Annotated in this window: 22 protein-coding genes and 1 pseudogene; 9 read left to right on the top strand and 14 right to left on the bottom strand. The window is 66.5% G+C overall.

Annotated features, from left to right (window positions below):
- Window positions 1-30 precede the first annotated feature (30 nt).
- The 4 genes from trxA to ACFCQI_RS00270 all read left to right on the top strand — a co-directional run bounded on the left by trxA (window position 31) and on the right by ACFCQI_RS00270 (window position 6,612).
- A complete protein-coding gene (trxA, locus tag ACFCQI_RS00255; RefSeq protein WP_395119277.1) occupies window positions 31-900 on the top strand; it encodes a thioredoxin in 870 nt (289 codons plus the stop codon).
- Window positions 901-1,085: 185 nt separating this feature from the next.
- Window positions 1,086-1,538 (top strand): DUF4442 domain-containing protein, encoded by a 453-nt coding sequence (locus tag ACFCQI_RS00260; protein WP_395119278.1) that lies wholly within the window; start codon window positions 1,086-1,088, stop codon window positions 1,536-1,538.
- Between the two features lie 289 nt (window positions 1,539-1,827).
- On the top strand, window positions 1,828-3,705 hold the full coding sequence (locus ACFCQI_RS00265) for a prolyl oligopeptidase family serine peptidase (protein ID WP_395119279.1): 1,878 nt from the start codon (window positions 1,828-1,830) through the stop codon (window positions 3,703-3,705).
- A 147-nt stretch (window positions 3,706-3,852) separates the two neighbouring features.
- Entirely contained in the window at window positions 3,853-6,612 is a 2,760-nt protein-coding gene (locus tag ACFCQI_RS00270; RefSeq protein WP_395119280.1) for a M14 family zinc carboxypeptidase, read from the top strand.
- A gap of 249 nt (window positions 6,613-6,861) precedes the next feature.
- Here ACFCQI_RS00270 and ACFCQI_RS00275 read toward each other — a convergent pair whose 3' ends face one another.
- The 9 genes from ACFCQI_RS00275 to ACFCQI_RS00315 form a co-directional block, all read right to left on the bottom strand.
- The gene (locus ACFCQI_RS00275; RefSeq protein WP_395119281.1) at window positions 6,862-8,538 is read right to left on the bottom strand and encodes a M28 family peptidase; all 1,677 of its coding nucleotides are present in this window, start codon (window positions 8,536-8,538) and stop codon (window positions 6,862-6,864) included.
- 103 nt (window positions 8,539-8,641) lie between these two features.
- On the bottom strand, window positions 8,642-10,411 hold the full coding sequence (locus tag ACFCQI_RS00280) for a GGDEF domain-containing protein (RefSeq protein WP_395119282.1): 1,770 nt from the start codon (window positions 10,409-10,411) through the stop codon (window positions 8,642-8,644).
- 6 nt (window positions 10,412-10,417) lie between these two features.
- The gene (locus ACFCQI_RS00285) at window positions 10,418-10,720 is read right to left on the bottom strand and encodes a hypothetical protein (RefSeq protein ID WP_395119283.1); all 303 of its coding nucleotides are present in this window, start codon (window positions 10,718-10,720) and stop codon (window positions 10,418-10,420) included.
- A 3-nt stretch (window positions 10,721-10,723) separates the two neighbouring features.
- The gene (locus ACFCQI_RS00290) at window positions 10,724-11,278 is read right to left on the bottom strand and encodes a GNAT family N-acetyltransferase (protein WP_395119284.1); all 555 of its coding nucleotides are present in this window, start codon (window positions 11,276-11,278) and stop codon (window positions 10,724-10,726) included.
- Window positions 11,279-11,332: 54 nt separating this feature from the next.
- Window positions 11,333-13,063: a diguanylate cyclase gene (locus ACFCQI_RS00295; protein WP_395119285.1), complete on the bottom strand. Its 1,731-nt coding sequence runs from the start codon at window positions 13,061-13,063 to the stop codon at window positions 11,333-11,335.
- A gap of 103 nt (window positions 13,064-13,166) precedes the next feature.
- Window positions 13,167-13,457 (bottom strand): hypothetical protein, encoded by a 291-nt coding sequence (locus tag ACFCQI_RS00300; RefSeq protein ID WP_395119286.1) that lies wholly within the window; start codon window positions 13,455-13,457, stop codon window positions 13,167-13,169.
- 142 nt (window positions 13,458-13,599) lie between these two features.
- Window positions 13,600-14,421 carry an SAM-dependent methyltransferase gene (locus ACFCQI_RS00305; RefSeq protein ID WP_395119287.1) on the bottom strand — a complete coding sequence of 274 codons (822 nt, stop codon included), beginning with the start codon at window positions 14,419-14,421 and terminating at the stop codon, window positions 13,600-13,602.
- Window positions 14,422-14,588: 167 nt separating this feature from the next.
- Window positions 14,589-15,365 (bottom strand): slipin family protein, encoded by a 777-nt coding sequence (locus tag ACFCQI_RS00310; RefSeq protein ID WP_395119288.1) that lies wholly within the window; start codon window positions 15,363-15,365, stop codon window positions 14,589-14,591.
- Window positions 15,366-15,386: 21 nt separating this feature from the next.
- Window positions 15,387-16,790, bottom strand: a complete 1,404-nt coding sequence (locus ACFCQI_RS00315) for a nodulation protein NfeD (protein ID WP_395119289.1) — start codon at window positions 16,788-16,790, stop codon at window positions 15,387-15,389.
- Window positions 16,791-16,917: 127 nt separating this feature from the next.
- On the opposite strand from ACFCQI_RS00315, the gene ACFCQI_RS00320 reads away from it, so the two are divergent.
- Window positions 16,918-17,373, top strand: coding sequence for a cupin domain-containing protein (locus ACFCQI_RS00320; protein ID WP_395119290.1), 456 nt, complete (start codon window positions 16,918-16,920; stop codon window positions 17,371-17,373).
- 99 nt (window positions 17,374-17,472) lie between these two features.
- On the opposite strand, the gene ACFCQI_RS00325 is transcribed toward ACFCQI_RS00320, so the two are convergent.
- The 3 genes from ACFCQI_RS00325 to ACFCQI_RS00335 form a co-directional block, all read right to left on the bottom strand.
- On the bottom strand, window positions 17,473-18,339 hold the full coding sequence (locus ACFCQI_RS00325) for a DUF3014 domain-containing protein (protein ID WP_395119291.1): 867 nt from the start codon (window positions 18,337-18,339) through the stop codon (window positions 17,473-17,475).
- A 70-nt stretch (window positions 18,340-18,409) separates the two neighbouring features.
- Entirely contained in the window at window positions 18,410-19,171 is a 762-nt protein-coding gene (locus ACFCQI_RS00330; RefSeq protein ID WP_395119292.1) for an ABC transporter permease, read from the bottom strand.
- Window positions 19,168-20,094 carry an ABC transporter ATP-binding protein gene (locus ACFCQI_RS00335; RefSeq protein WP_395119293.1) on the bottom strand — a complete coding sequence of 309 codons (927 nt, stop codon included), beginning with the start codon at window positions 20,092-20,094 and terminating at the stop codon, window positions 19,168-19,170. The genes ACFCQI_RS00330 and ACFCQI_RS00335 overlap by 4 nt, the downstream gene beginning before the upstream one ends.
- A gap of 474 nt (window positions 20,095-20,568) precedes the next feature.
- On the opposite strand from ACFCQI_RS00335, the pseudogene ACFCQI_RS00340 reads away from it, so the two are divergent.
- Window positions 20,569-21,099: pseudogene (locus ACFCQI_RS00340) on the top strand (lipocalin family protein); the annotation flags it as partial.
- Window positions 21,100-21,172: 73 nt separating this feature from the next.
- Here the strand turns inward: ACFCQI_RS00340 and ACFCQI_RS00345 are convergent.
- Window positions 21,173-21,697, bottom strand: coding sequence for a TrmH family RNA methyltransferase (locus ACFCQI_RS00345; RefSeq protein WP_395119294.1), 525 nt, complete (start codon window positions 21,695-21,697; stop codon window positions 21,173-21,175).
- 12 nt (window positions 21,698-21,709) lie between these two features.
- Window positions 21,710-22,180 (bottom strand): PepSY domain-containing protein, encoded by a 471-nt coding sequence (locus tag ACFCQI_RS00350; protein WP_395119295.1) that lies wholly within the window; start codon window positions 22,178-22,180, stop codon window positions 21,710-21,712.
- Between the two features lie 157 nt (window positions 22,181-22,337).
- Here ACFCQI_RS00350 and ACFCQI_RS00355 point away from each other — a divergent pair, with 157 nt between their 5' ends.
- Genes ACFCQI_RS00355 through ACFCQI_RS00365 form a run of 3 tightly spaced genes read left to right on the top strand, consistent with a single transcriptional unit; the run spans window position 22,338 to window position 25,659 of the window.
- The gene (locus ACFCQI_RS00355; RefSeq protein WP_395119296.1) at window positions 22,338-23,549 is read left to right on the top strand and encodes an HD-GYP domain-containing protein; all 1,212 of its coding nucleotides are present in this window, start codon (window positions 22,338-22,340) and stop codon (window positions 23,547-23,549) included.
- Between the two features lie 52 nt (window positions 23,550-23,601).
- A complete protein-coding gene (locus ACFCQI_RS00360) occupies window positions 23,602-24,843 on the top strand; it encodes a putative bifunctional diguanylate cyclase/phosphodiesterase (protein ID WP_395119297.1) in 1,242 nt (413 codons plus the stop codon).
- Window positions 24,844-24,891: 48 nt separating this feature from the next.
- Window positions 24,892-25,659, top strand: coding sequence for an ATP-binding cassette domain-containing protein (locus ACFCQI_RS00365; RefSeq protein WP_395119298.1), 768 nt, complete (start codon window positions 24,892-24,894; stop codon window positions 25,657-25,659).
- Window positions 25,660-25,661 lie beyond the last annotated feature (2 nt).

Raw genomic sequence — 25,661 nt, forward strand, 5'->3', positions numbered from 1 at the left:
GGCATCCACAACCCGCCGCCGGAGCTTTCCGTGACCGATACCACCCGCGCCAGCCACGTCTTCGACATCGACCAGCAGACCTTCGAGACCGAGGTGCTGCAAGCGTCGATGGACACGCCGATCCTGGTCGACTTCTGGGCCGCATGGTGCGAACCGTGCAAATCGCTGGGGCCGATCCTGGAAAAGCTGGCCGCCGAGTTCAACGGCGCGTTCCGGCTCGGCAAGGTCGATGTCGACGCGCAGCAGGAGCTGGCGGGGATGTTCGGCATCAAGAGCATCCCCACGGTGATGCTGGTCAGCCAGGGCCAGGTCGTCGACGGCTTCGCCGGCGCACTGCCCGAGCGCCAGCTGCGCGAGTTCCTCGGCCGCCACGTGCAGGCCCTCGAAGGCGACGAGGGCGACATCGCCGACGACGACGCTCCCGCCGAAACGCCCGAGGCGGCGATCAACCGCATCCAGCAGGCGATCGCCGCCGAGCCGGCCAAGGCCGAGCTCAAGCTCGACCTGGCGCTGGCGCTGATGCGTGCAGGCCAGGCCGATGCCGCCAGCGCCGAACTCGACGCCCTGCCCGCCAACCTCGCCACCGACGCGCGCGCCCAGCGCCTGCGCAGCGAACTGGAACTGGCCCGCGCCGCCGCGGCCGCCCCTGCAGCAGACACATTGCAACAGCGCATCGCGGCCAACCCGGAAGATTGGGAAGCACGCGACCTGCTCGGCCTGCGCCTGCTGCAGGAAGGCGACGCCGAAGCCGGCCTCGACCAGTTTCTCGCCATCCTGCAAAAGGCCCGCGACTGGAACGACGGCCAGGCGAAGAAGCGCCTGCTCGCTGCCTTCGCCACGCTGGACGACGCCGAGCTGGTCGGGCGTTACCGGCGACGAATGGCCTCGATGCTGTTCTGAGGCCGATCATCCCCTCGCAGGAGCCCGCTTGCGGGCGATGCCTTTAAGCTTTTTTGCGAATCCCGAATCCCGGCGCAAGCGCATCGCCCGCGAGCGTGCTCCTGCGTGTTCATCGGGGTGCGCACCCGTTCCATACCGTTACGTATGTTCGGGTAGGATGTTTCTTTTCTCATTCCATCGCCCTCATGCGCGCCTCCACTTTTCGCCGGCTGTTCAACCTGTGGCCGCCGGCCCTCGTCAACGCGATTCGCGTGCAATCACTCAGCGAGGACTACACCGAAGCGACGGTGGTGTTGCGGCTGCGGCCGTGGAACCGCAACTACGTCAAGAGCCAGTTCGGCGGCAACCTGTTCGCCATGGTCGACCCGTTCTGGATGCTGCTGGCGATGCACCAGCTCGGCAGCGACTACTTCGTGTGGGACAAGGCCGGCACGATCGACTTCGTGGCGCCGGGCTACGAGGACGTCTACGCACACTTCAAACTCGACCCCGCCGTGGTCGATGAACTGCGCGTCGCCGCGGCCGGCGGCGAAAAAGTGCTGCGCTGGTTCGAGACCGAAGTGACCACCGCCTCCGGCAAGGTCATCGCCATCGTGCGCAAGCAGCTCTACGTTCGCCTCAAGCCCAAGGCACGCTGATCGCGCACGGCGGATGGGCATTCTCATGCCCGCGGAAGCGGCTGTCATGTCAATGTGGCCGGAGTCGACACCGGTGCGGGCGCAAGTTCCTGCGTTTCCAAAATGCGATCTCTGACTGCTATAAATAAGCGATCGCGTGGCCGCCATCCGGACGGTCGCGTCCAGGGGGGGGAAATCAGAGATGGATATTCGGTGCAAGGTTGCGGCCCTGTTGCTGGTCTGTGCGGGCGTGGTCCACGCCGCGCCAGTGTCGTTTGCCGATCTGGCGAGACATCCCGAATACACGGAGGTGAAGATTTCTCCGGACGGGCAGTACCTGGCGGCAATGGGCCTGGTCAAGGGGCAGCGCTCGCTGGCACTGATCCACCTGTCCGACATGAAGGGGCACGTGGTGCGCCCGCGCGAGGGAGACGACGTCATCGACTTCTGGTGGGCTTCGCCCACCCACGTGGTCTACAGCGTCGGCGAGCACGTGGGTGGGTACGACGTGCCGCTGTCCACCGGCGAACTGTTCGGCGTCGAGGCCGATGGCGGCAATCCGCTGCTGCTGTACGGCTACCGCAAGGGCGGCAGTTCGGTGAGGTGGCTGACGCAGCGCAACGACGGCAAGTACGGCACGGCGACGTTCATCGCGCCGATTCCCGGCGATCCCAACCACGCGCTGGTCTCGATCAGCTCCTGGTCCGGCTCGGGCAACGAGGGCGAGCTGTCCCGGGCGGTGCGGATGGACCTGCGCAGCGGCGACATCGCGCCCATCATCAACGCCCCCGGTCGCGACATGACGTTCGTGGCCGACCACCAGGGCCGCATCCGCTTTGCCGCCGGACTCGACGCCAACGGCAACCCGAAGGTGTACACCCACCCGGTGGATGCGGACGGCTGGAAGGAGCTGCCGGAGTTCGAGGCCAGCCGCTCCTTTCCGTGGGCGTTCGACGCGGACGACAGCCATGCCTACTTCAGCTGCTCGCCGAAGGCGGGCGGCTTCGGGGTGTGTCGCTGGGACCCGGCCACCGGCAAGCTGACCGAGCTGTGGAGCAACCCGACGGTCGAGGCGAACGCGCTGATCTTCGGTCCCGCCGACGACCAGATCATCGGCGTCGGTTTCGAGGATGGGCGGCCAGGCGTGGCGCTGTTCGATGGCAACGCGCCGGCAGCGAAGACGGCGGTGGGGTTGATGCAGCACTTCCCGGGCGAATACGCGCGCATCGTTTCCGGCACCCGCGACGGCGCCCTCTGCATCCTGTACGTGTCCGCGGACAGCGACCCGGGCCACTTCTACCTGTTCGACCGCAAGGCCGGCAAGCTCACCTCCTTGCTGGCCACGGAACGCTGGATCGACCCCGTCCGAATGGCGACCAAGCAGCCGTTCGCGTTCTCCGCCCGCGACGGGTTGAAGTTGCAGGGTTACGCCAGCTTCCCGCCGGGGCTCGAAACCGCCCGGCACCTGCCGATGGTGGTGCTGGTCCACGGTGGCCCCTACGGCGTGCGCGACGATTGGGACTTCGACCCCTACGTGCAGATGCTGGCCACCCGCGGCTACCTGGTGTTGCAGGTGAACTATCGCGGCTCCGGCGGTTACGGCTACGCCTTCGAGAAGGCCGGCTGGCTCGAATGGGGCGGCAAGATGCAGGACGACGTCACCGACGCCACCCGCTGGGCGATCGCGCAGGGCCTCGCCGATCCGAACCGCATCTGCATCTTCGGCGGCAGCTACGGCGGCTACGCGGCGCTGGAGGGCGCAGTGAAGGAGCCCGACCTGTACAAGTGCGCCATCGGCTACGTGGGCGTGTATGACCTCGCCCTGATGTACCGGCGCGGCGACATACCGCAGTCCACCTCCGGCGAGAACTACCTGCAGCGCGTGCTGGGCACGGACATGGACACGCTGGCGCGGCGCTCGCCGATCAACCAGCTGGACCGACTCAAGGCCAGGGTCATGCTGGTGGTTGGCGGCAAGGACAAGCGCGTGCCGTCGATCCAGGGCCGCAGCCTGCACACGGCCCTGCTCGACCGCCACGTGGCGCACGCCTGGATCGACCAGCCCGACGAGGGCCACGGCTTCTACGACGAGAAGAACGTGGCCGAGCTGTACCAGCAGATCGTGCAGTTCGTCGGCTCCAGCATCGGCCCGGGTGCCCCGACGGCGGTTGCCGCACCCACCAAGTGACCCAAGCCGGCCCGGCCGCCCGCCGCCATGGCGGCGGCCGACCGCGGCCGGCTCGGCCAGCTGATAACCACCCCGACACGGCCCGGGCAAGCGCGCCCGCGTTCTGGCACAGTGCAACGATCCGTTGCCACGTTGCGAAGGGGAGCCATGGCCATGCCCGCTTGTTGTCGAATCCCGTTGCTTGCCCTGCTGGCGTTGGCCAGTTGTGCAGCCACCGCCGCCACCGAGCCGAACGGCTCGATCACCTACGCGCGTGACCCGGCGCAACCGGTCGACCAGGCGTACACGGCGCAGATCCTGAAGGACACCACCGATCCATCGTTCAACTCGCCGCTGACCGACTACCTGCCCGCCTCGGCTACCGTGCCGACGCCGCTGAAGGTGCTCGGCCACATCGCCGGCGCGCCGAATTACCTGCCCTACTCCACCGACGTCTACCGCTACTTCCGGGCGCTGGCGGCGGCCAGCCCGCGGGTGAAGGTGTTCACCATCGGCCAAAGCGAGGAGGGCCGCCCGATGATCGCGGTCGCCGTGGCCGATGAAGATCTGCTGGCCGGCCTGGATGCCAACAACGCACGCCTGGCCAAGCTGGCCGACCCGCGCACGATCGGCATGGACGATGCTGCCGCCGACACGCTGATCGCCCAGTCCACCCCGGTCTACTACATCACCGGCGCCATCCACTCCACCGAAACCGGCTCGCCCACCGCGCTGATGGAACTGGCCTACCGGCTGGCGGTGGACGACGCGCCCTACATCAAGCACATCCGCTCGCACGTGATCACCCTGATCACGCCGATCGTCGAGGTGGACGGCCGCGACCGCCAGGTGGACCGCTACAACTGGCATCGCGCCCATCCCGGCCGGAACTATCCGCGCCTGCTGTACTGGGGCCATTACGTGGCGCACGACAACAACCGCGACGCGATGGCGATGACGTTGAACCTCACCCGCAACGTCGCCGACACCTTCATCGGCTGGCACGCGCAGGTGTTGCACGACCTGCACGAGTCGGTGCCTTTCCTCTACGACAACACCGTCGGCGACGGCCCGTACAACGCCTGGATCGATCCCATCCTCACCGGCGAGTGGCAGCAGTTGGGCTGGGACAACGTGCAACAGATGACCAAGCTCGGCATGCCCGGCGTGTTCACCCACGGCAGCTTCGACACCTGGAGCCCGGGCTACCTGATGTTCATCGCCGCCATGCACAACGGCATCAGCCGGCTCTACGAGACCTTCGGCAACGACGGTGCCGACACCGTCAAGCGCATCCTGGAACCGGAGGAGTACCAGCGCACCTGGTACAAGCCGAACCCGCCGCTGCCGGTGGTGACCTGGTCGCAGCGCAACAACAACAATTACCAGCAGACCGGCCTGCTCACCGCGCTGAAGTATTTTTCCGACAACGGTCAGCTGTTCCTGAAGAACTACTACCTGAAGAGCAAGCGCTCGATCGAGAAACCGCAGAACGCCGGCCCGGCCGCCTACGTGTTTCCCGCCGACGACGCGCGCCCCGGCTCGCAGGCGCAGTTGCTGCGCATCCTGCAGCGCCAGCACGTGGAACTGAGCCGCAGCACGGCGCCGATCAAGGTCAGCCTGCCGGCGGCGAAGGACGATGAGGGCAAGGAGCAGCCGGCGCGCACGCGCCGTTTCCCCGCCGGCAGCATCGTCGTGCGCATGGATCAGCCCTACTCGCGCATCGCCGACACCCTGCTCGACCGCCAGTACTGGTCGCCGAAGGACCCGCAGCAGCACCCCTATGACGACACCGCCTGGTCGATGGGCGACCTGTTCGACGTGGAAGTGGTGCGCGTCACCGACAGCTCCATCCTGAAAGCGCCGATGCGCAAGCTCGACGCGGCGGTGGACGTGCCGGCGGGGCTGGCCGCGATCGACCTGCCGAACGCGAAACTCCCGCGCATCGCGGTGATGCACACCTGGCTCAGCACGCAGACCGAGGGCTGGTGGCGCATGGCGCTGGACCGGTTGCAGGTGAAGTACGACTACATCAGCACCCAGGACGTGGCGAAACTCGGCGACCTGCGCGCGAAGTACGACGTGATCCTGTTCGGCCCGATCGGCGGCGCCAGCGGCCGCCGCATCATCGACGGCCTGCCGATGTGGGGCGAGCCGATGCCGTGGAAGACCACCGAATTGACCCCCAACATCGGCCGCATCGACAGCACCGACGACATCCGCCCCGGCCTGGGCGAATCCGGCGTCGCCAATCTGAAGCGCTTCGTGCACGAGGGCGGCCTGCTGATCACCGCCGAGGACACCGCGCGCTTCGCGATCGACGTGGGCCTGGCGCCGGGCGTCTCGGTCACCCCGACCGACAAGCTCAAGGTGGTCGGCAGCGTGCTGCAGGCGCAGTTCGTCGACCGCAAGAGCCCGATCGCCGCCAGCTACACGCGCGACGACCTGGCGATCTACAGCGCCGAAGGGCAATCGTTCAAGATCTCCAACCTGGTCACGGGCGACCACGGCCTGCCGACGGCGAAGGATTTCCAGCGCGCAACCGGCCGCGGTGGCCCGCACGACACCGACACACCCGAGGGACGCGCCGCCGTCGAACCCGAGGCGCTGCCCGACGTCAAGCCATGGCAGGCCACGCCGCTCAACGCGGAGCAGCTGCGCAACAACCCCTGGGTGATCCCGGCCGACCAGCAGCCGCAGGTGATCCTGCGCTTCGCCGCCGCCGACAAGCTGCTGATCGCCGGCCTGCTCGACCACGGCAGCGAAATGGCCGAGCGCGCCGCCGTGGTCGATGCGCGCTACGGCAAGGGCCACGTGCTGCTGTTCGCCAGCAATCCGATGTGGCGCGGCGAAACCATCGGCAGCTACCCGCTGGTGCTCAACGCCATCGTCCATTTCGACAAGCTGGACGGATCAGTGAAACCTTGAGGCAATACCTGCAGGAGCCCGCTCGTGGGCGATGCTCTTGAGCAGGGATCAGGGAAGGTCCGAACCATCCGTCATCCCGGCGAACGCCGGGATCCAGCGCCTCGGCAATTATTTGAAGGCACTGGATTCCAGCGTTCGCTGGAATGACGGGCAAAGACTTGATCAAAGCATCCTTGGGGATTCGGGATTCGGCAAGAACAAGAGCCGGCGGACACTGCCCGCCGGCTCTTTATTGCCCGCGAAACGCGCCTAGGGTTGCTTGGCCGGCGGTGCCATCATCTTGTCGCGCCTGGCCTTGAACGGGCTGTCGGCGTACCACGCCGGCCACACGCCGGCGTGGCTCAGGTATTGGCCCAATTCGTACAGCGCCTGGGTGTCTTCGAGGATGCCCGAGTAATCCCAGGCCGGATCGAATACATCATTCGGCGTGTGGTAACGATGCGCGGTGTAATCCTCGGCGGCCTTGCGACCGGCCGCCTCGCCGCCGTCCAGCAGGTCGAGGCCGGAACTGGCCAGCATGGCCGGCACCCCGGCGCGGGCGAAGTTGAAATGGTCGGAGCGGAAGTAGAAACCGTTCTCCGGCGTGGTCTCCGGCGAGATCACCCGGCCCTGGGCTTTCAGCACGTCGGCCAGCATGTCCTCCAGCTGCGACTGGCCCTTGCCGATGACGGTCATGTCGTGGGCGCGGCCGATGATCGGCAACGCGTCCACCGCGATATCGGCCACGGTGCGGTTGAGCGCAAACACCGGTTGCGCCGCGTAGTACTGCGAGCCGAGCAGGCCCGATTCCTCCAGCGTGGGCATGAAGAACAAGATGCTGCGCTCGGGCGGCGTGCGCTGCTGCGCGAAGGCGCCGGCGATTTCCAGCAGCATGCTCAGGCCGGTGCCGTTGTCGATCGCGCCGCCGTACACCTTGTGGCCGGGCCGCGAAGGGTCGGTGCCCAGGTGATCCCAGTGCGCGGTATAGACCACCACCTCGTCGGGCTTGTAGTCGCCGGGGATCATGGCCAGCACGTTCTTCGATTCGAAGTGGTCGATCTTGTTCCTGAGGCTGATCGAGGCGGTCGCGCCGAGCGGCACCGGCTTGAAGCCCGGTTTCGCGGCTGCCGCGGCGAGCGCGTCGAAATCCTTGCCGGCGGCGGCGAACAGGCGCGTGGCGGCGGCATGGGTGAGCCACCCGGCTACCGGCAGGCGCGGCGCGGGATCGACACTCGATGGCAGGCTCAACTGCGGGCCGCGGTTGCCGTTCTGCAACACGCTGAACGGGTAACCCGCCGCCGCGTCGCTGGTGTGCACGATGAAACACGCCGCCGCACCCTGCAGCGCAGCCTCGGCATACTTGTAGGTCCAGCGGCCGTAATAGGTCATGGCGCGGCCGTTGAACAATTTCGGATCGCCACTGGCAAAGCCCGGATCGTTGACCAGCACGATCACCGTCTTGCCCTTCACGTCTACGCCGGCGTAATCGTTCCAGTGCCAGTTCGGCGCATCCGCGCCGTAGCCGAGGAACACCACCGGCGAGTCCTTCAAGTCGACCTGCGCTTTCCCCTGCAGGGTCTGCACCACCATGTCCTGCTGGTTGGCGAAACTGGCGTGCCGCGCGCCGGCGGTGATCTGCAGCTTCACCTTGTCATTGAGCAGCAGGGTGCTTTCCACCGGCACGGTCTGGAACCAGGAACCGTGGTTGCCCGGCTGCAAGCCCATGCGCTTGAACTCGCCGACCAGGAAATCCAGCGTGCGTTGCGCCCCCACCGTGCCGGGCTTGCGCCCGCCGAAGTCGTCGGAACTGAGCGTCTTCTCGTAACGGGCAAAATCGGCGGCGTTGATCGACGGCGCCAGAGCTGCAGGCTCGGTGGCAGGGTCGGCGGCCATGGCCGATGACGGCAGCACCGCCAGTCCCACGGCAAACAGCAGGAACGAACTCATCGCACGCATCGGAAAATCCCCAGCCGGAACGAATGCCTGTTGTAACCCGCACTCGTCCCGCTGTCCACGCCGGCCGGCGCGGATGTCCTGCCGCGAGACTGAGCTAGACCAGGCTCAATTGCACATGCCGGCTGCTGGACAGGTTGACCCGGTTGCGGCCTTCGCGCTTGGCCTCGTACAACGCGTCGTCGGCATCGGTCATCAACTGGCGCAATTCATAGCCCGAGTTGGCGACCGTCGCCACGCCGAAGCTGGCCGAAACCGCCACGTTCGGCGCGTCCTCGCCAAGGGAGACCGAGGCAATCGCCAGGCGGATCTGCTCGACGCGTGCAACCGCCTGGTCCAGCCCGCATTCGGGCAGCAGCACGCCGAACTCCTCGCCGCCGAGGCGGCCGAACAGGTCGGTGGAGCGCAGATGCGCCTGGCAGGCAGCCACCGCGCGCCGGAGCACGCGGTCACCCACCGCATGGCCATGGGTGTCGTTGACCTGCTTGAAATGATCCAGGTCCAGCAGCACCAGGCAGGCCACCCGGTCGGACTTGCGGCAGTACTGCAGCAGCCGCTCCGCCTCGCCGACGAAATGCTGCCGGTTGAAGATGCCGGTAAGCCCGTCGCGCCGCGCCAGTTTCATGAACTTGAGCTGCGAGCGCCTGATGCGATAGGTGATGAAGCCGATGGAACACAGCAGCAACACCAGCAGGATGATCCACAGCCGCCCCGCCTCCACGGCCTTCTTGCTGAGCGCCTGCTGCAGCTGCAGGATCTTGTTCTGCTTGGCAAGCGTGTCGACCTGGAGTTTCTTTGCCAACACCTTTTGATTGACGACCTGAAAGGCGAGCGCCCTGGCACTCACATCGCTGAGATATCCCTTGTCGGCCTCCGTGTATTTCTCGAGGCTGGCCAGGGCAGCGAGAGCATCACCTTGCTCTTTATCGACGAGATACAACATGCGATACGCCGTGGTCACCGACTCGGTGTACTCGTTCTTTATTCCATTGGCGATCGCATCAAGCGCGTACTGACGGGCAAGCTCATGCTTTCCACCTCTCCAATAAGCCTCAGCCAGCATGGCGTCAAAGGTCGATATCAAAGGGGGATAGCGCGTGCGTTTGACTGCGCCATAGCCGTCCTTCAGCAGTTTGATGGCGTCATCCACACGATCATGCTGCAGATTGAAACCGGCTACGAAGGACTGTATGGCTCCGACAAAGATCGGTTCGCCTGCCTTGACGCAGGAATCAATGCCGGATTGAAACTGATTGCCCAGGGATTGCAGCTGCCGACTCTTGTACAGCACCTGCAACTTCAACGTCATCGCCTTGCACTCACCCTTGCCCGCCGGACTATCCCTGACCAGCGGATCGACATATTGAGTGGCCAAATCGTACTGTCCGGCTTCGATGTAGAGCTGAGTTGCAATACTCAGAATCTGCAAGCGCACCGCCTGGTCTGAGATTTGCGGGAGCTGGAGAAGCAGTTGGTGCAACCGCGAGAACGCTTCCTCATAGTGGGCCGAAATTTCAAGAAAATTGATGGAAGTGGCGCTCGCACGAAATCGCAATATCGGATCGGCAGACTGCTCGATGACGGAGTTCATGAGCGAGATGGCTGAGTCATAGTGACCGCCATAGCCAATCTGAAACGCCCTGAGGTAGCGCAGGTGCAACTGCTCTTGCGCAGACAAGCGCATCTCACCGCCTTCAAGTTGCTTCAACAGCGCACCAAACTCGACATGATCCGACGTCTTGAGGTTCTCAGCCCTCTCAAGCAATTGCGCTGGACTCGCCGCCGTTGCACCAGCGAACAACACGGGCGCAACGAGGCAGGCCAGGCAAAACAACCCGGCAGGAATCCATGGCGTGTTGCCGCGCATGCGCAACTACCCCACGCAGGACGACACGAGGCAGCCACTCCGCGAGGCAACATCGTCATCTCGTGAGGGAGCCTCGTCCTCGCCACCTTCCTCGGTCTCTTCATCTTCCTTGACCGGGAACAGAAGGCAGCACATGACCCCTTGCCCCAACACATCGGCCAACTTCACACTGTCGCCAGCAAGAATCAGTTCTTGCAATGCAGGCTGGATACCTTCGTTGCCGAGTGCCAATCCGAGCTCGGCACGCGCGCCATAGCGAAGCCCTGCGTCCCGCCCCATCCTTTCCAGAAAGTCGATCACATTGGACATCGGTTATCCCCAACTGTTGATTGATTTTTCCATGCGCCATTCAGACCGAAAAATTGACCACTCGCACGTGGCGGATTCGTGCCTCTCTTTCCCCGTAACAGGACTAGGGTGGAAGCCTGCGCGTGCCATCAGGTTTCCCGCCGCCCTGTTTACGGCGGCGAAGCGCGCGTACACCTCCACAGCCGGCGATTCCCGAAACATGTAGTCCACCAGAGTCCCCAGTGCCGCCCTCCCCACCCCCAACCTGCGCCCCTGCGGCAACAACATCATGCCGAGTTCGAGCCGCATGGCATTCGGATCATAGTGTGAGGAGCCGCAAATACCCAGAGGGTCCGGCGTGACCTCTCCCACGATGACCAGGTAGCGGTCAGCCGGCGGCGATCCTTGCCCGCGCTGGAGAATTCTCTGGAAACGTTTCGCGGCCTCGGCCGGAGTCCACGCCGCACCGACGAAACGCATGGTCTCGGGATCGGTATAAAGCGCATGAAACAGGGCTTCGTCGCCTTGTGTCATCGGCCGCAGCCGCACGCTCCTGGCCTCGCGTGAAAACGATTTCAACGACGTATCCCCGAAACGGTTGCGCCCGGGACGCCAGAGCCGGGGCCGCGCTCGTTACACCACATTCGGCTGAATACGCCGGCTGTCGAACAAGCTGACCCGGTTGCGCCCCTCGCGCTTGGCCCGGTAAAGCGCGTCGTCCGCGTCCGTCATCAACTGGCGCAGTTCATATCCCGAGCTGGCGGCGGCCGCGACGCCGAAGCTGGCCGAGACAACCACGCCGGAGCCCGCCTCGCCGGCAGGAACCCGGGCGACGGCCAGGCGCATCTGCTCCACGCGCTGCAACACCTGCTCCAGCCCGCACTCGGGCAGCAGCATGCCGAACTCCTCGCCGCCCAGCCGGCCGAACAGGTCGGTGGATCGCAAATGCTTCTGGCAGGCCTCCACCGCACGCCGGAGCACGCGGTCGCCCACCGCGTGCCCATGGTTGTCGTTGACCTGCTTGAAATGATCCAGGTCGAGCAGCACCAGGCAAGCGTCGCGGCCGGACTTCCGGCAGTAGTGCAGCAGCCGTTCCGCCTCGTTGACGAAGTGCTGCCGGTTGAAGATGCCGGTGAGTCCGTCGCGCCGCGCCAGTTTCATGAACTTGAGCTGCGAGCGCTTGATGCGATACGCCCACAAACCGATGGACGCGAGCACCAGCAGCAGCAACAGGATGTACAGGCGGCCGGTTTCGACTTCCTTGCGATCCAGTTCGCCCTGCATCCCGAGCAGCTTGTTTTTCTTGTCCAGCTCTTCGACCTGCAGCTTCTTCACCAGCACCTTCTGCTCGACGATCTGATAGGCAAGCGCCTTCGCACTGAGCCGATCCATGTAGCCGTCGTTGGTTACGACGAATTTTTCGAGATTTGCCAGGGCCGCCCGGTCGTCACCGTCTCTATTGGCGACCTCGTAAAGCACGTGATAGGCCCGGGCCGTCGATTCGGAGTACGGTCTGTTGGCATTCGTCGCCAATGCCTGGTTGGCAAACTTTGCGGCCAGGACAGGCTCGTCCCGCTTCAGATGCACCTTGGCCAGGGTGGACTCGAACTCCGCGACCTGGGGCGGAAAGCCCGCTCGCAGCACCTTGGGATAGCTAGCCTGCAGCAAGCGGATGGCGGAGTCGAGGCGGCCTTGCCGCACGTCGAAACTCGCCAGCAAATACTGAAAACTGAGTGCGAAAAGTGTATCGCCAGCCTTCCCACATGCTTCCGTGCCATCGTGGAGTTGATCCGCAGATAACTGTGGGCTGCCACTTTCAAACAGTGCATCTGATTTGAGAAACCAACCTCTGCAGGCGCTCTGGGCATCTATGCTTTCCTTGATCAATTGATCCGCATAACGTATGGAAGCATCGTACTGACCAGCCTCGGTGTACAGCTGCGCCGTAGCGGTGAGACCCTGGATGCGAACATCGTTTTCCTTCATCTTCGGCAGCTGATCCAGCAATGGATTGAGCCTGACGAAGGCTTCCTCATAGCGTGATTGAGCCACCAACAGGTCGACCACGTTGGCGCTGGCGCGAAATGCCAGGACAGGATCCGTCGTTTGATCGGCAAGGGCGGTCAAGGCAGGCAGCGCCGCTGCGTAATTGCCAGCAAAGGCAAGCCGCCGCGCCGACAGGTAGCGCAGATGCAGCTTTTGCTGCGGCGAAAGCCTCCCCGAGACCTTGTCGAGTCGAGCCATCAGCTCGTTGAATACGGCATGATTGGATGGCTCGACGTTTTCAGCCTGGCGGAGCAACTGCGTCGGATCGTTGGATATGGGCGCAGTGGCAGCAGCGGCGTCCGTCACTGGTGAAAGCAACAGCACGCACCACGCAAATACCCAGCCACATCTGCCAGCCCGGCTCATGAACTAGGCAACAGCGGTCGCTAGGGCAGGAATGGCAAGTCGCGAAACTTGGTCCTTAATCTCCATCTTTTCTCTTCTCCTTGTCGTCCTGCTTCTCCTCACCCTCCTCGCAGTTGCCGTCACACTCTTCCTGCTCCTCGCCCGGCCTGGCAGGGCTGATCAGGCAACAGAACGGAACCTGCCCAAGCAATGCCTGCAACTCCGGCCCATCTTTGGCCAGGATCGCCGCCTGCAACGCAGGCTCTATCTCTGTCCCAGCCAGCGCAAACCCCACTTCATCCCGGGCCGCGTAACGCAACTGTGCGTCCTGCCCCAGGGTTTCCAGAAAATCAATAATGTCGAGCACCTGATGACTCCCCCTTGCTTCAGCGATTGACAGCTGATTGCCAACTCCGTGCCACGCCTCGCCCTCGTCGACGCTCCCCGTCAAGCGGACCGTCACAAGGCGATCTTACGCTGGGCTTTCGACGCCTTGCAGCCACGATGCATCAGCCGGCGCCGCAAGCAGCTCGGGATGCCGCCTTGTCCAGCAGGTCCAGCTTCGCCCTCATCTCGTGATCCGCCAGCAAAGCCCGCACCGGCGGCACCACCACGGTGTCGGCCATGTCCACTTCCGCTTGAGGCAGCTCGCCCAGCGGCAGCCTTTCGATCCGCGCCTGCTGGATCGGAAGAGTCGGGGCGCGGTAGATGATCACTTCATGGTCAAGCGGGTAGTCGCGGGCGAGCACCTCGACCAAAAGCTCCCGGTAGGCCGGGCCGGTGGAGAAGCGCGCCAGCGACTGGTCGCCGACCAGGCCGACCTGCCACAGCACCAGGTACGCCGTCGGGTCGATACGGCGCCGGTAGAACAGCAGCTGGCTGGCTTCATAGTGCTGGCAGCCGACCCTGCCGGGGTCGATGCCCAGGTCGGCATACAGGCAGTCCTCGGCGGAAATGCCGGGTTCCATGTGCGCGGCGTAGCCTTCGCCGCGTGCCACCTCGATCGCCTTGTGCGGCGCCCAGGCGAATACGCCGGGATGGCCGTAGAACACGCCGCACACCTTCTTGCCCGCACGCACCTCGGTGAGGATGGCCTCGACCATCTGCCGGTAGGTCTGCATGCGCGACTTGCCCTCGCGGTAGTACACCTGCAGGCTGCGCACGTCGCGGTGCATGCGCTGCAGCCACAGCTCGACGATGCCGTCGGAGAGGCCGGCGAAAACCACGTCGGCCTGCTCGATGTGGCTGCGCGCCAGCGGGCCGAGGTGCGAGCCCAGGGTCATGCCCAGACCCACGCAGACCAGGCTTCCCGTTGAATATCCTGCTTCCATCTTGTCGCTTGCTCGCAAAAAAAATCGTCCCCGAATCGAGCCTGCTCCCGCAAAAGACTCCGATTTCCGTCATTCCCGCAAAAGCGCGAATCCGGCGGCTTTGGCAGCAGGAGGCCCGTCATCCCCGCCTTGGCGGAGATGACGGGCCTGAGCAAGTATCATTCGAATCAAATCCTTGTACCTGAATCCGGCTTCGGCGGAAATGCCTCCATCAGCGGCCGGATCAGGTCCAGCGGCAGCGGGAACACGATGGTCGAGGATTTGCCGTTGTTGGACATGTCGGCCAGCGTCTGCAGATAACGCAACTGCAGCGCCTGCGGCTGTTGCGACAGCATCGCCGCAGCATCGCGCAGCTTCTCGGCGGCCTGCATCTCGCCTTCGGCGTGGATCACCTTGGCGCGGCGTTCGCGTTCGGCCTCGGCCTGGCGCGCGATCGCCCGCACCATGGTCTCGTTGAGATCGACGTCCTTGATCTCCACGTTCATCACCTTGATGCCCCACGGGTCGGTAGCCTCGTCCAGGGTGACCTGCAAGGTGTGGTTGATCGACTCGCGCTGGGACAGGATCTCGTCCAGCTCGTGCTGGCCCAGCACCGAGCGCAGCCGCGTCTGTGCCAGCTGGCTGGTGGCCTGCAGGAAGTTCTCCACCTCCAGTACCGACTTGTCCGAGTCGACCACGCGGAAGTACACCACGGCATTGACCCGCACCGAGACGTTGTCGCGCGAGATCACGTCCTGCGGCGGCACATCCAGCACGGTGACCCGCAAGTCCACCCGGATCATCTGCTGCACCACCGGGATCAGCAGCACCAGGCCGGGGCCCTTGGTGCCGGTATAGCGGCCCAGGGTCAGCACCACGCCGCGCTGGTACTCCGGCAGGATCTTGATCGCGGCGAACAGCAGCAAGATGCCGAGGATGATCAACACACCGACGAATCCGAACATGGTCTTCTCCAGTCAAAAACCTCAAACGGTCGCGACGGCAGGGGCCGGCTCGACCCACAACAACAAACCTTGCCGCGACACCACCCGCACCGCGGCGCCCGCCGGCAGGTCGACCGCGCAGCGCACGCGCCAGCGCTCGCCGTGCAGCATCGCCCAGCTCTCGCCACCGGCGGCCACGCTTTCCAGCAGGCGGCCGGTTTCCTCGACCATCGCGGCCTCGCCGCCGAACGGCGGTGCGCGGCGCGCGCGAAAAACCAGCCACACCACCGTGCCCAGCAGCGCCGCGAAGCCCACCGCGATGCCGCCGATCACGCCCAGGTTGACCGCGTAGCCGGGCACGCCGGTCTTCATCAGCATCACCGAGCCGATCACGAAGGCCGCCAGTCCGCCCGCGCCGAACGCCCCCACCGTGGGGTTGACCACCTCGGCCACCAGCAGGCCGATGCCCAGCGCCATCAGCGCCAACCCGGCGTAATTCACCGGCAGCAGCTGCAAGGCGTACAGGCCCACCAGCAGGCTGATCGCGCCCACGATGCCGGGGAGCATCGCGCCGGGGTGCATCGCCTCCAGCGCCAGGCCGAAGATACCGCCGAGCAGCAGCAGGTAGGCGATGGTCGGATTGGTGATGATGCCCAGGAAACGGGTGCGCGCGCCCGGCACGTAGTCGCGCACGCTCGCGCCCGCCAGTTGCAGGGTCACCTGACGCTCGCCGACGCGTACCGCGCGTCCGTCGGCCTTCGCCAGCAGGTCGGCCACGTCGCCGGCGACGAAGTCGATCACGTGTTGTTGCGCTGCCTCGCTGGCGGTCAGCGTCGCCGCGCCGCGCACCGCCTGCTCGGCCCAGACCGCGTTGCGATGGCGCAACTGGGCCAGCGAGCGGAGGTAGGCGATCGCGTCGTTCAGCACCTTGTTCGATTCGGCGTTGTCGCCGGCCTCATCCTGCGCGGGCGGCGCGCCGGAACCGGCCCTGGCCGGCTCGCTCGCCTGCGGCACCGGCAACGGCATCGGCGTGGCGCCACCCAGCGATACCGGTGTCGCCGCACCCAGGTGGGTGGCCGGCGCCATTGCGGCAACCTGCCCCGCATAAAGGATGTAGGTGCCGGCCGAAGCAGCACGCGCACCACCCGGCGCCACGTAGACCAGTACCGGCACCGGCAGCGCCAGCATGCGGCCGATGATCTGGCGCATCGACTCGGACAGCCCGCCCGGTGTGTCCAGTTGCAGCACGATCGCCACCGCGCCGTCGGCTACCGCGCGTTGCGCCGCGTCGTCGAAGTACTCCGCTGCAGCCGGCCCGATCGGTCCGTCCAGGGTGATCCGCGCCACCATCGCCGAAGGCGCAGCCACCGGCGGTTCGGCGCGCGACGGGGCCGATGGCACCAGCCACGCCAGCATCAGAACGATCAGCCAGCAGCCACGCATCATGATTCCGTCCTCCGCGCACGGTCTCGCGACGTCGTCCCACTGTAGCCGGTCGGGTGTACAGAAAGCGCTCATTCACGGCAACGGCGCGCTTTCGGTGGACAATCGCCATCCACGCCGGAGAATCCCCATGCCGAAGATCGATGTCAGCCAGGTGCCCGAGCGCAAGGGCTCAGGCTATCCGCCGCCGTTTGCCGCCTTCGCCGGCGCGCGCACCAGGCAGGCGCTGGGCGATGCCGGCGGCCTCGCCGATTTCGGCGTCAATCTCACGCAGCTTCCGCCGGGCGCGTGGTCGAGCCAGCGGCACTGGCATACCGACGAGGACGAGTTCGTCTGCGTGCTGTCGGGCGAGCTGGTGCTGATCACCGACGACGGCGAACAGCCGCTGCGCACGGGCGAGTTCGCGGCGTTCCCGAAGAACTGTCCCGACGGTCATCACCTGGTCAACCGGAGCGCACAGACAGCCGTCTATCTGGAGATCGGCAGTCGCCACGCGGACGACCGCTGCCACTACCCCGACATCGACCTGCACTGGGACGGCGCGGCCGGCGTCTACACGCACAAGGACGGCTCGCCGTATCCGTAGGAGCCCGCTTGCGGGCGATGCTTTAGTAGCCGGGATTCGGGATTCGCGAGAGCATCGCCCGCAGGCGGGCTCCTACCCGTTGATGAGTCGGCAGCCTGGCTATTTCAGCGTGGCGGCTCCAGTGGCCGAACCCGCCGCGGCAGGCTGCAGGTGCTGGCCGACCAGCAGGCCGCGGATCGTGCGCAGCCGGGCCTTGATCTTCGCTTCGTTGGCCGCTCCGGTGCGCAGCAGCAGGCGCTGGCCGGCGGAGCGCGCTTCCAGCGCCGGATCGGCGAACACGTACTGGCCCCTGGACGGCAGCAGTGCCGGCGGCGTGGCGGGCTCGGGCGCGGCGAGCAGGTTGTCGATCACCACGATCAGGCGGTCATTGAAGTAGCCGTGCGGGTAGCCCAGGTGTTCGTAGGCCTGCTGGAACAGCGGATAGGCGTGCACGTACCAGGCTACCAGCGCCTGCGGATCGACCTGCTCGACGATCGCCATGTACGGCGCATAGCGGGCGGCGTTGGCTTCGCCGATCACGGTTTGGCCGTCTATTTCGCCGGTGACGAAGGCACCCTTGGGCGGCCTCGCGGGCATCATGATGCCGCCGAGGCTGCGCCCGGGCATGGCGTCGATGCTGGCCACGATGCGGTTGATGATCTGCGGGCGCACCAGCAGCAGAGACAGCTCGCTGTCGCCGGCCAGCCGCTGCAGGGCGGCCAGCACGTCGTCGTCGCTCTGGTCCAGCGCCGGCAGCGGCGCGGTGGAGGCGCTGGCCGGGAAGGCCTGCGCCTGTGCCTGCGCGATCGGATGCTGGATCGGCGCCGCCGCGCTGCGGCTCGTCGCCGGTTGCGCCATTTCCGCCGTCGGCGGGCTCGCCGCCTCGGGCTGCATGGCGCGTCGCACCAGCCAGCCCCCCGCCCCGACCAGGACGATCACCACGATCGCCGCGGCGACCCAGCTTCCGGTTGATGTCTGCCTGCGCATGAACTTCCCCGTGGTTGCCTTCAAATAGTGCTGGGACTGGAGCCCGCGCGATTCGTTCAACCGGCGTGGTTCAGGCCTTCAATCGGTAGCCGCTGCGGAAGATCCACCACACCAGTCCCAGGCAGATGCCGAGGAACACCAGGGTCATGCCCAGGCTGATCCCCACGCCGACGTCCGACACGCCGTAGAAACTCCAGCGGAACCCGCTGATCAGGTACACCACCGGGTTGAACAGGGTCACCTTCTGCCACAGCGGCGACAGCATGTGGATCGAGTAGAAACTGCCGCCAAGGAAGGTCAGCGGCGTGACGATCAGCAGCGGCACCAGTTGCAGCTTCTCGAAGTTGTCCGCCCAGATGCCGATGATGAAGCCGAACAGGCTGAAGGTCACCGCGGTGAGCACCAGGAACGCGACCATCCACAGCGGGTGCGCGATCTCGAAGGTGACGAACAGCCGCGCAGTGGCCAGGATGATCGCGCCCAGGATGATCGACTTGCTCGCCGCCGCGCCGACGTAGCCGGCGACGATCTCGAACGGCGACACCGGCGCCGACAGGATCTCGTAGATGGTGCCGACGAACTTGGGGAAATAGATCCCGAACGAGGCGTTGGAGATGCTCTGCGTGAGCAGCGACAGCATCACCAGGCCCGGCACGATGAAGGCGCCGTAGCTGACCCCGTCGATGCCGTTCATGTGCGAGCCGATCGCCGCGCCGAACACCACGAAGTACAGCGATGTGGAGATCACCGGCGAGACGATGCTCTGCAGCAGCGTGCGCCGCGTGCGCGCCATCTCGAAGCGGTAGATCGCGCGGATGCCGTGGATGTTCATGCGCGCTCCCTGACCAGGTCCACGAAGATGTCCTCCAGCGAGCTCTGGCTGGTCCTGAGATCCTTGAAGTCGATGCCCAGTTCGCCCAGCCGGCGCAGCAGCACGTCGATGCCGCTGCGCTCGTCCTGCGCGTCGAAGGTGTAGACCAGTTGCTGGCCGTCAGCGGACAACTCCAGCGCGTGGCCGGAAAGTTCGGCGGGGATCGCCGCCAGCGGCGACTGCAACTGCAGGGTAAGTTGCCGCCGGCCGAGCCTGTTCATCAGCTCGGCCTTGTCCTGCACCAGGATCAGCTCGCCCTTGTTGATCACCCCGATGCGGTCGGCCATCTCCTCGGCCTCGTCGATGTAATGCGTGGTGAGGATGATGGTGACGCCACTGGCGCGCAGGCCGCGCACCATGGTCCACATGTCGCGGCGCAGCTCCACGTCGACGCCGGCGGTGGGTTCGTCCAGGAACAGGATGCGCGGCTCGTGCGACAGCGCCTTGGCGATCATCACCCGGCGCTTCATGCCGCCGGACAGGGTGATCATCTTGTTGTCCTTCTTGCTCCACAGCGAGAGGTCCTTCAGCACCTTCTCGATGTACGCCGGGTCTGGCGCCCTGCCGAACAGGCCGCGGCTGAAGCTGACCGTGTTCCACACCGTCTCGAACGAGTCGGTGGTCAGCTCCTGCGGCACCAGGCCGATCTGCGAGCGCGCGGCGCGGTATTCGCGAACCACGTCGTGGCCATCGGCCAGCACGGAGCCTTCGCTGGGATTGACGATGCCGCAGATGATGCTGATCAGGGTGGTCTTGCCGGCGCCATTGGGGCCGAGCAACGCGAAAATCTCGCCCTGGCGGATCTGCAGGTCGATCGGCTTGAGCGCCTGGAAACCGGAGGCGTAGGTCTTGCTGAGCTGTCTGACGTCGATGATCGGCTGCACGCGATCTCCTGGGCCTGGGGACGGGCGACGGGAACGGGCGATGGTATGCCCTTCGACGCGCCACGGCCAGCCGCTGCTGCACCCCTGGACTTCGGCGCCGCGCCTGCGCTCAGGGCGAACGGCGATGTCGTTTCCCGCTCCCCATTCCCGATGCCGCCCGACGGCGCGCCCTTCCTCGCAGGCGGGCCGCCCATCTTCCTCGCCACCGCGCTGATCCCGCTCTCGCTGGTGGTCGCCAGCATCGGCCTGCTGCCGTTGCTCGAAGGCCAGGAACTGCCGCCGGAACCGGCGGTCCTTCGTGAGGAGAACATGGCCCGCCGGGCCGCAGCCATCGCCGCCGTCGTCTCGGACGAGGTCTCGCACCGGCGGGTGCGCGAGATCGACCTGCAGGAAGCACACTACCGCCAGACCGCACGCCCCGGTTCCGCGATCCTTCCGGCCGATCGCTCCACGCATTCCCCAGGGAACCAGACCATGCGCATGTTCCGCCAGTTGCTCATCGTGGCAACCCTCGCCATCGCAGGACCCGCTGCCGCCGCCAGCCTGCCGAACCGGCCGGTGCCGTCGCTGGACCTGCATCGGTATGCCGGCCAGTGGTACGAAATCGCGCGCCTGCCGATGTACTTCGAACGCGAGTGCCTCGATGCCGTCGTCGCCACGTACACGCCGAATCCCGACGGCACCATCCACGTGCACAACACCTGCCGCACCCGCAAGGGCCGGTCGTCGGTCGACGGCGTGGCGCGGATGAAGAAACACCAGCCGGCCGCGCTGGAAGTGCGCTTCGCGCCTGCCTGGCTGACCTGGCTGCCGATGGCATGGGCCGACTACTGGGTGATCGAGGTGGACGCCGACTACCAGTGGGCGGTGATCGGCGGCCCCGGCCGCAACCACCTGTGGATACTCTCGCGCCAGCCCACAATGGATCCCGCACTTTTGCAGACCCTCGTGGAGCACTCGCGCCAGCGTGGCTATCCGGTCGACCGATTGATGATGACCGCACCCGCCGGTGCGCCGGACCGGCCCGCGGAAAGCGCGCCGGCGCCGAACGGAACCCCGCCCCTCCACGACCGTGGCCTCAGGCCGGCGGCACCGGAAACGCGCGGATGATTTCGAACGTCGCGATCGCGCAGGCGGTGGCCACGTTCATCGACGAATGCGCGCCCAGCATGGGGATGTGCACGGTCTGGTCGGAGCCGTCCAGCAGGGCCTGGCTTACGCCGCGGTTCTCCGAACCGAGCACCAGGCAGATGCGCTCGCCCGCGGCCACCGGCAACTCGCGGATGTCGATGCTGGCGCTGGTGAGCTCCAGGCTGACGATGCGGTAGCCGGCGGCCTTCAGTTCGTGCACTACCGGCAGCGGATCGTCGTCGTGGCGGAACGGCACGTGCTGCTCGGTCGCACGCGAGGTCTTGCGCAACTTGCGGTTGGGCGGCACCGCCGAAGCGCCGGTGAGGTGGATCATCTCCACCCCCAGCGCGTCGGCAATGCGGAACACGCTGCCCACGTTCATCGGCACCTCGAAGTCGTGCACCAGGTAGCGCAGCGCGAACGCGGAACGCGCCGGGCGATGCTGCAAATGGTCGAGCTGCCGGTTCGCCATGCTGCGACCGGCTCAGGCCAGCAAGAGCAGCAGGGGCGCGGCAATCCCGCCCAGCAGCACGGCGCCGAACAGCCGCGGCCGGCGAGTGAAGCGCCAGGCCATGTACAGCCCGCTGCACACCGACATGAACAGGCCCAGCGCGATCGCGGCGAAGAAGATCTTCATCGGCAGCAGGTTGCGGCGCGCACCGGGTGCCGCGGGCGCGCCCTGCACCGCTGCCCGCGCGACCGGCGCGGCCTCGGCCACCGCTGCCGCCGGACGCGGACGCCGCACCGGCACCTCCAGGGTCTGCTTCTTGTGCAGCTGCGCCATGCTGGCCAGCCACGCCGGTGGCGCGTAGCTGCTGCCGCGGCTGGCCTCATGCAGGCCGAAGGTCTGCAGGCCGCCGCTCACCGCCAGGAACAGCAGCATCGGCGCGGTGAACACGCCGAGGTAGAGATGGCAGCTGCGAACGAAGCGGATCAGGCGATGCGACGACGGCATGGGCGGCGATATCCACGAAACGGGCGCACAGGGTACGCCGCTGCATGGCGCACCGGCCAGCCGTTGGCACGGCAATCCGCACTGCTGCTAACCTCGCCGCTGGACCGCCGCGATCGCGTTGCCGTGGCTCGGCGTCCACCATCGGTCGGAGCAGTGCGTGGCTTTCGAAATCGAAGAGCGTCGGATCGACGTGGCCGATCTGCAGCTGGGCATGTTCGTGTGCCGGCTGGATCGGCCATGGGAGGAGACGCCATTCGCACTGCAAGGTGTCGCGCTGACCCGGCTGGAGGACATCGAGACCCTGCAGCAGTTGTGCCGCGAGGTCTGGGTCGATGCGCGCCGCCTGGTGCCGCCGGACGCGCCGCAGGCGCTGATGCGCGCCGACGCCCCGCGCCACCGCTTCAGCAGCCGCACCCATTACGCCGATCTCGCCGCGGTCGAGGACGAGGCGCCACGTGCCCGCGCCGCGCTGGAGAACGCCTCGCAGATCGTCGATGGCCTGTTCGAGGACGTGACCAGCGGCCGCGAGCTGTCGGTCGAGCGCGTCGAGCAGGCGGTGCGCCCGCTGGTGGCCACCGTGCTGCGCAGCGCGGATGCGTTCTTCCTGGTGGAGGGCCTGCGCCGCAGCGACAGCTATTCCTACAGCCACGCGGTGAGCTGCAGCGCGCTGGCCGCCGCGTTCGGCCGACACATGGGTTTCGACGAGGAGACCATCTTCAGCCTCGCCGCCGGCGGCCTGCTGATGGACGTGGGCAAGACCCGCCTGCCGGAGCAACTGCTGCAATATCCGGGTTCGCTGGCTCCCAGCGAGGTCGACATCATCCGCTCGCACATCGGCCACGGGCTGGCCCTGCTGGACGAGGCAGGCATCGCCAACCTCGACGTGCTCGACATCGTGCGCACCCACCACGAGCGCCACGACGGCAGCGGCTACCCGGACGGCCTGGCCGGCCACGCCATCCCGATCAGCGGGCGCATGCTCGGCATCATCGACAGCTACGACGCGATGTCCAGCGCGCGTCCCTACCGCGCGCCCATTTCACGCCACCAGGCGCTGCAGCAGATCTACGCCGCACGCAACCGCCTGCATCAGGCCGAGATGATCGAGCAGTTCCAGGTCTGCCTCGGCGTCTACCCCACCGGCTCGCTGGTGGAACTGAGCACCGGCGAGGTGGCGATCGTGATGGCGCAGAACCAGGTGCGCCGGCTGCGCCCGCGGGTGGCGATCCTGAGCGAGCCGAACAAGCAGCCGCTGGACGATTTCCGGGCGGTGGACCTGATGCAGCTGGACGACGACGAGGGCGTGGACATCGTGCGCAGCCTGGCGGTCGGCGACTACGGTATCGATGCCAGCCGCTTCTTCCTGTAATGATGACCACCCCGACGCCCGTCCGCCCGCCTTCCCCCTGGCCCGCCGCCGCATGCTGAATCGCGAACACATCTTCGAGCAGATCGACGCGCACATCCGCGCCAGCGCAGGCGAGCGTTTCGCCGTGCTGATGCTGCGCGTGCCCGGCCTGCGCGAGATCAGCCTGCGCTTCGGCTACGCCCAGGGCGAACAGGCCGAGGACATGGCGCATGCGCTGATCCAGCGTTCGCTGCGTCCGATCGACCGCGTATTCCGCGCCGGCGACGACAGCTTCGTCGTGCTGCTGCCGGATATGCTCAGCGCCAACCACGCCCTGCTCGCCGGCACGCGCCTGACCCAGGCCTTCGAGCAGCCGCTGGACGGAACCGCCTCGCCCTGGCTGGTGCGGCCGGTGATGGGCATCGCGCTGTATCCCGACCACGGCCCCGGCGCCGACCGCCTGTGTCGCCGCGCCAGCATGGCGCTGGACGAGGCGCAGCGGCGCGGCGAGCTGTACGTGGTCTACGCGCCGCACGACACCCAGGTCGAGATCTTCTACGACGAACTGCGCGAGGCGCTGGACGCCAACCGGCTGCAGGTGTTCTTCCAGCCGATCTGGAACCTGCAGAGCGACCGCCTGGCCGGCGCCGAATCGCTGGCGCGCTGGAGCAGCCCCAACCACGGCGAGGTCTCGCCCGCCAACTTCGTGCCGTTCTCCGAGCAGAGCGACCTGATCTCGGTACTCACCCGCTGGAGCATGAACACGACCCTGCGGCACGTGGCCAGCCTGCCCTCGTTCCAGGGCCTGCGCTTTGCGATCAACTTCTCGCCGCGCGTGCTGTCGCGCCCGGGCATGGTGGAGCAATTGACCGGCGCGCTGGAAATCTGGGGCGTGCCACCGACGGCGGTGATCGTGGAGATCACCGAGACCACCCTGGTCAACGACCTCGAGCTGAGCGTGCAGGTGTTGCGCCGGTTGCGCGACCGCGGCATCGGCATCGCGATCGACGATTTCGGCACCGGCTACGCCTCGATCGCCTACCTGCGCCAGTTCCCGGCCACCGAATTGAAGATCGACCAGTCGCTGATCGGCGCCATCCGCAGCGAACCGCATACCGCCAAGCTGGTGCGCGCCATCATCAACATGGCCCACCACATGGACCTGGCCACTACCGCCGAAGGCATCGAGGATGCCGCCACCCAGGCGTTGCTGATCGACATGGGCTGCGACTTCGGCCAGGGTTTCCACCTCGGCCGCCCGCAACCGGCCGCCGACTTCATCGCGCGCTTCGCCACCACGGTGCCGCCCGCGTGAGCGCGCACCGGACCACGCCACAGGGTGGTTCCCGTCGCGCCCGGAACCATGGGCGCCGCTGAGGTCGGCGGCGGCATCCGCTTCGCGCTCGACGGCGCCAGCAAGCGGTACGGCAAAGTCGTGGCGCTGCAGCGGATCGACCTGGCCTTCGCCGCCGGCAGCACCACCGCGCTGATCGGCAGCAGCGGTTCGGGCAAGTCCACCGTGCTGCGCCTGCTGCTGGGGCTCGAGCGCAGCGACAGCGGCTGCGTGCGCGTGGACGGCCGCGCCCTGCAGCCGGCCGACATCCTCGCCTTGCGCCGTCGCGTGGGCTACGTGATCCAGGACGGCGGGCTGTTTCCGCACCTCACCGCCATGGGCAACCTCGGCCTGCTGCCGCAGCACCTGGGCTGGGCGCCGCAACGCATCCGCGAGCGAGCGCAGGCGCTGGCGCAGCTCACCCGGCTGCCGTCGGACGCGCTGGCGCGCTACCCGGCCGAACTCTCCGGCGGCCAGCGCCAGCGCGTGGCGCTGATGCGCGCGCTGATGGTCGACCCCGACGCCTTGCTGCTGGACGAACCGCTGGGTGCACTGGACCCGATCGTGCGCCACGAATTGCAGGAGCAGTTGCAGCGCATCTTCGGCGAACTGGGCAAGACGGTGATCGTCGTCACCCACGACCTGGCCGAGGCGGCCTGGTTCGCCCCCCGGCTGGTGCTGCTGCGGCGCGGCGCGGTGGTGCAGGACGGCAGCTACGCGGATCTGCGCGACCGCCCGGCCGACGACTTCGCGCGCCAGTTCGTGCAGGCGCAACGCACGCTGCCGGCCACGCCATGACC

This window comes from Rhodanobacter sp. FW102-FHT14D06 (genome assembly GCF_043950705.1).
In the GTDB taxonomy this organism is placed as follows: domain Bacteria; phylum Pseudomonadota; class Gammaproteobacteria; order Xanthomonadales; family Rhodanobacteraceae; genus Rhodanobacter.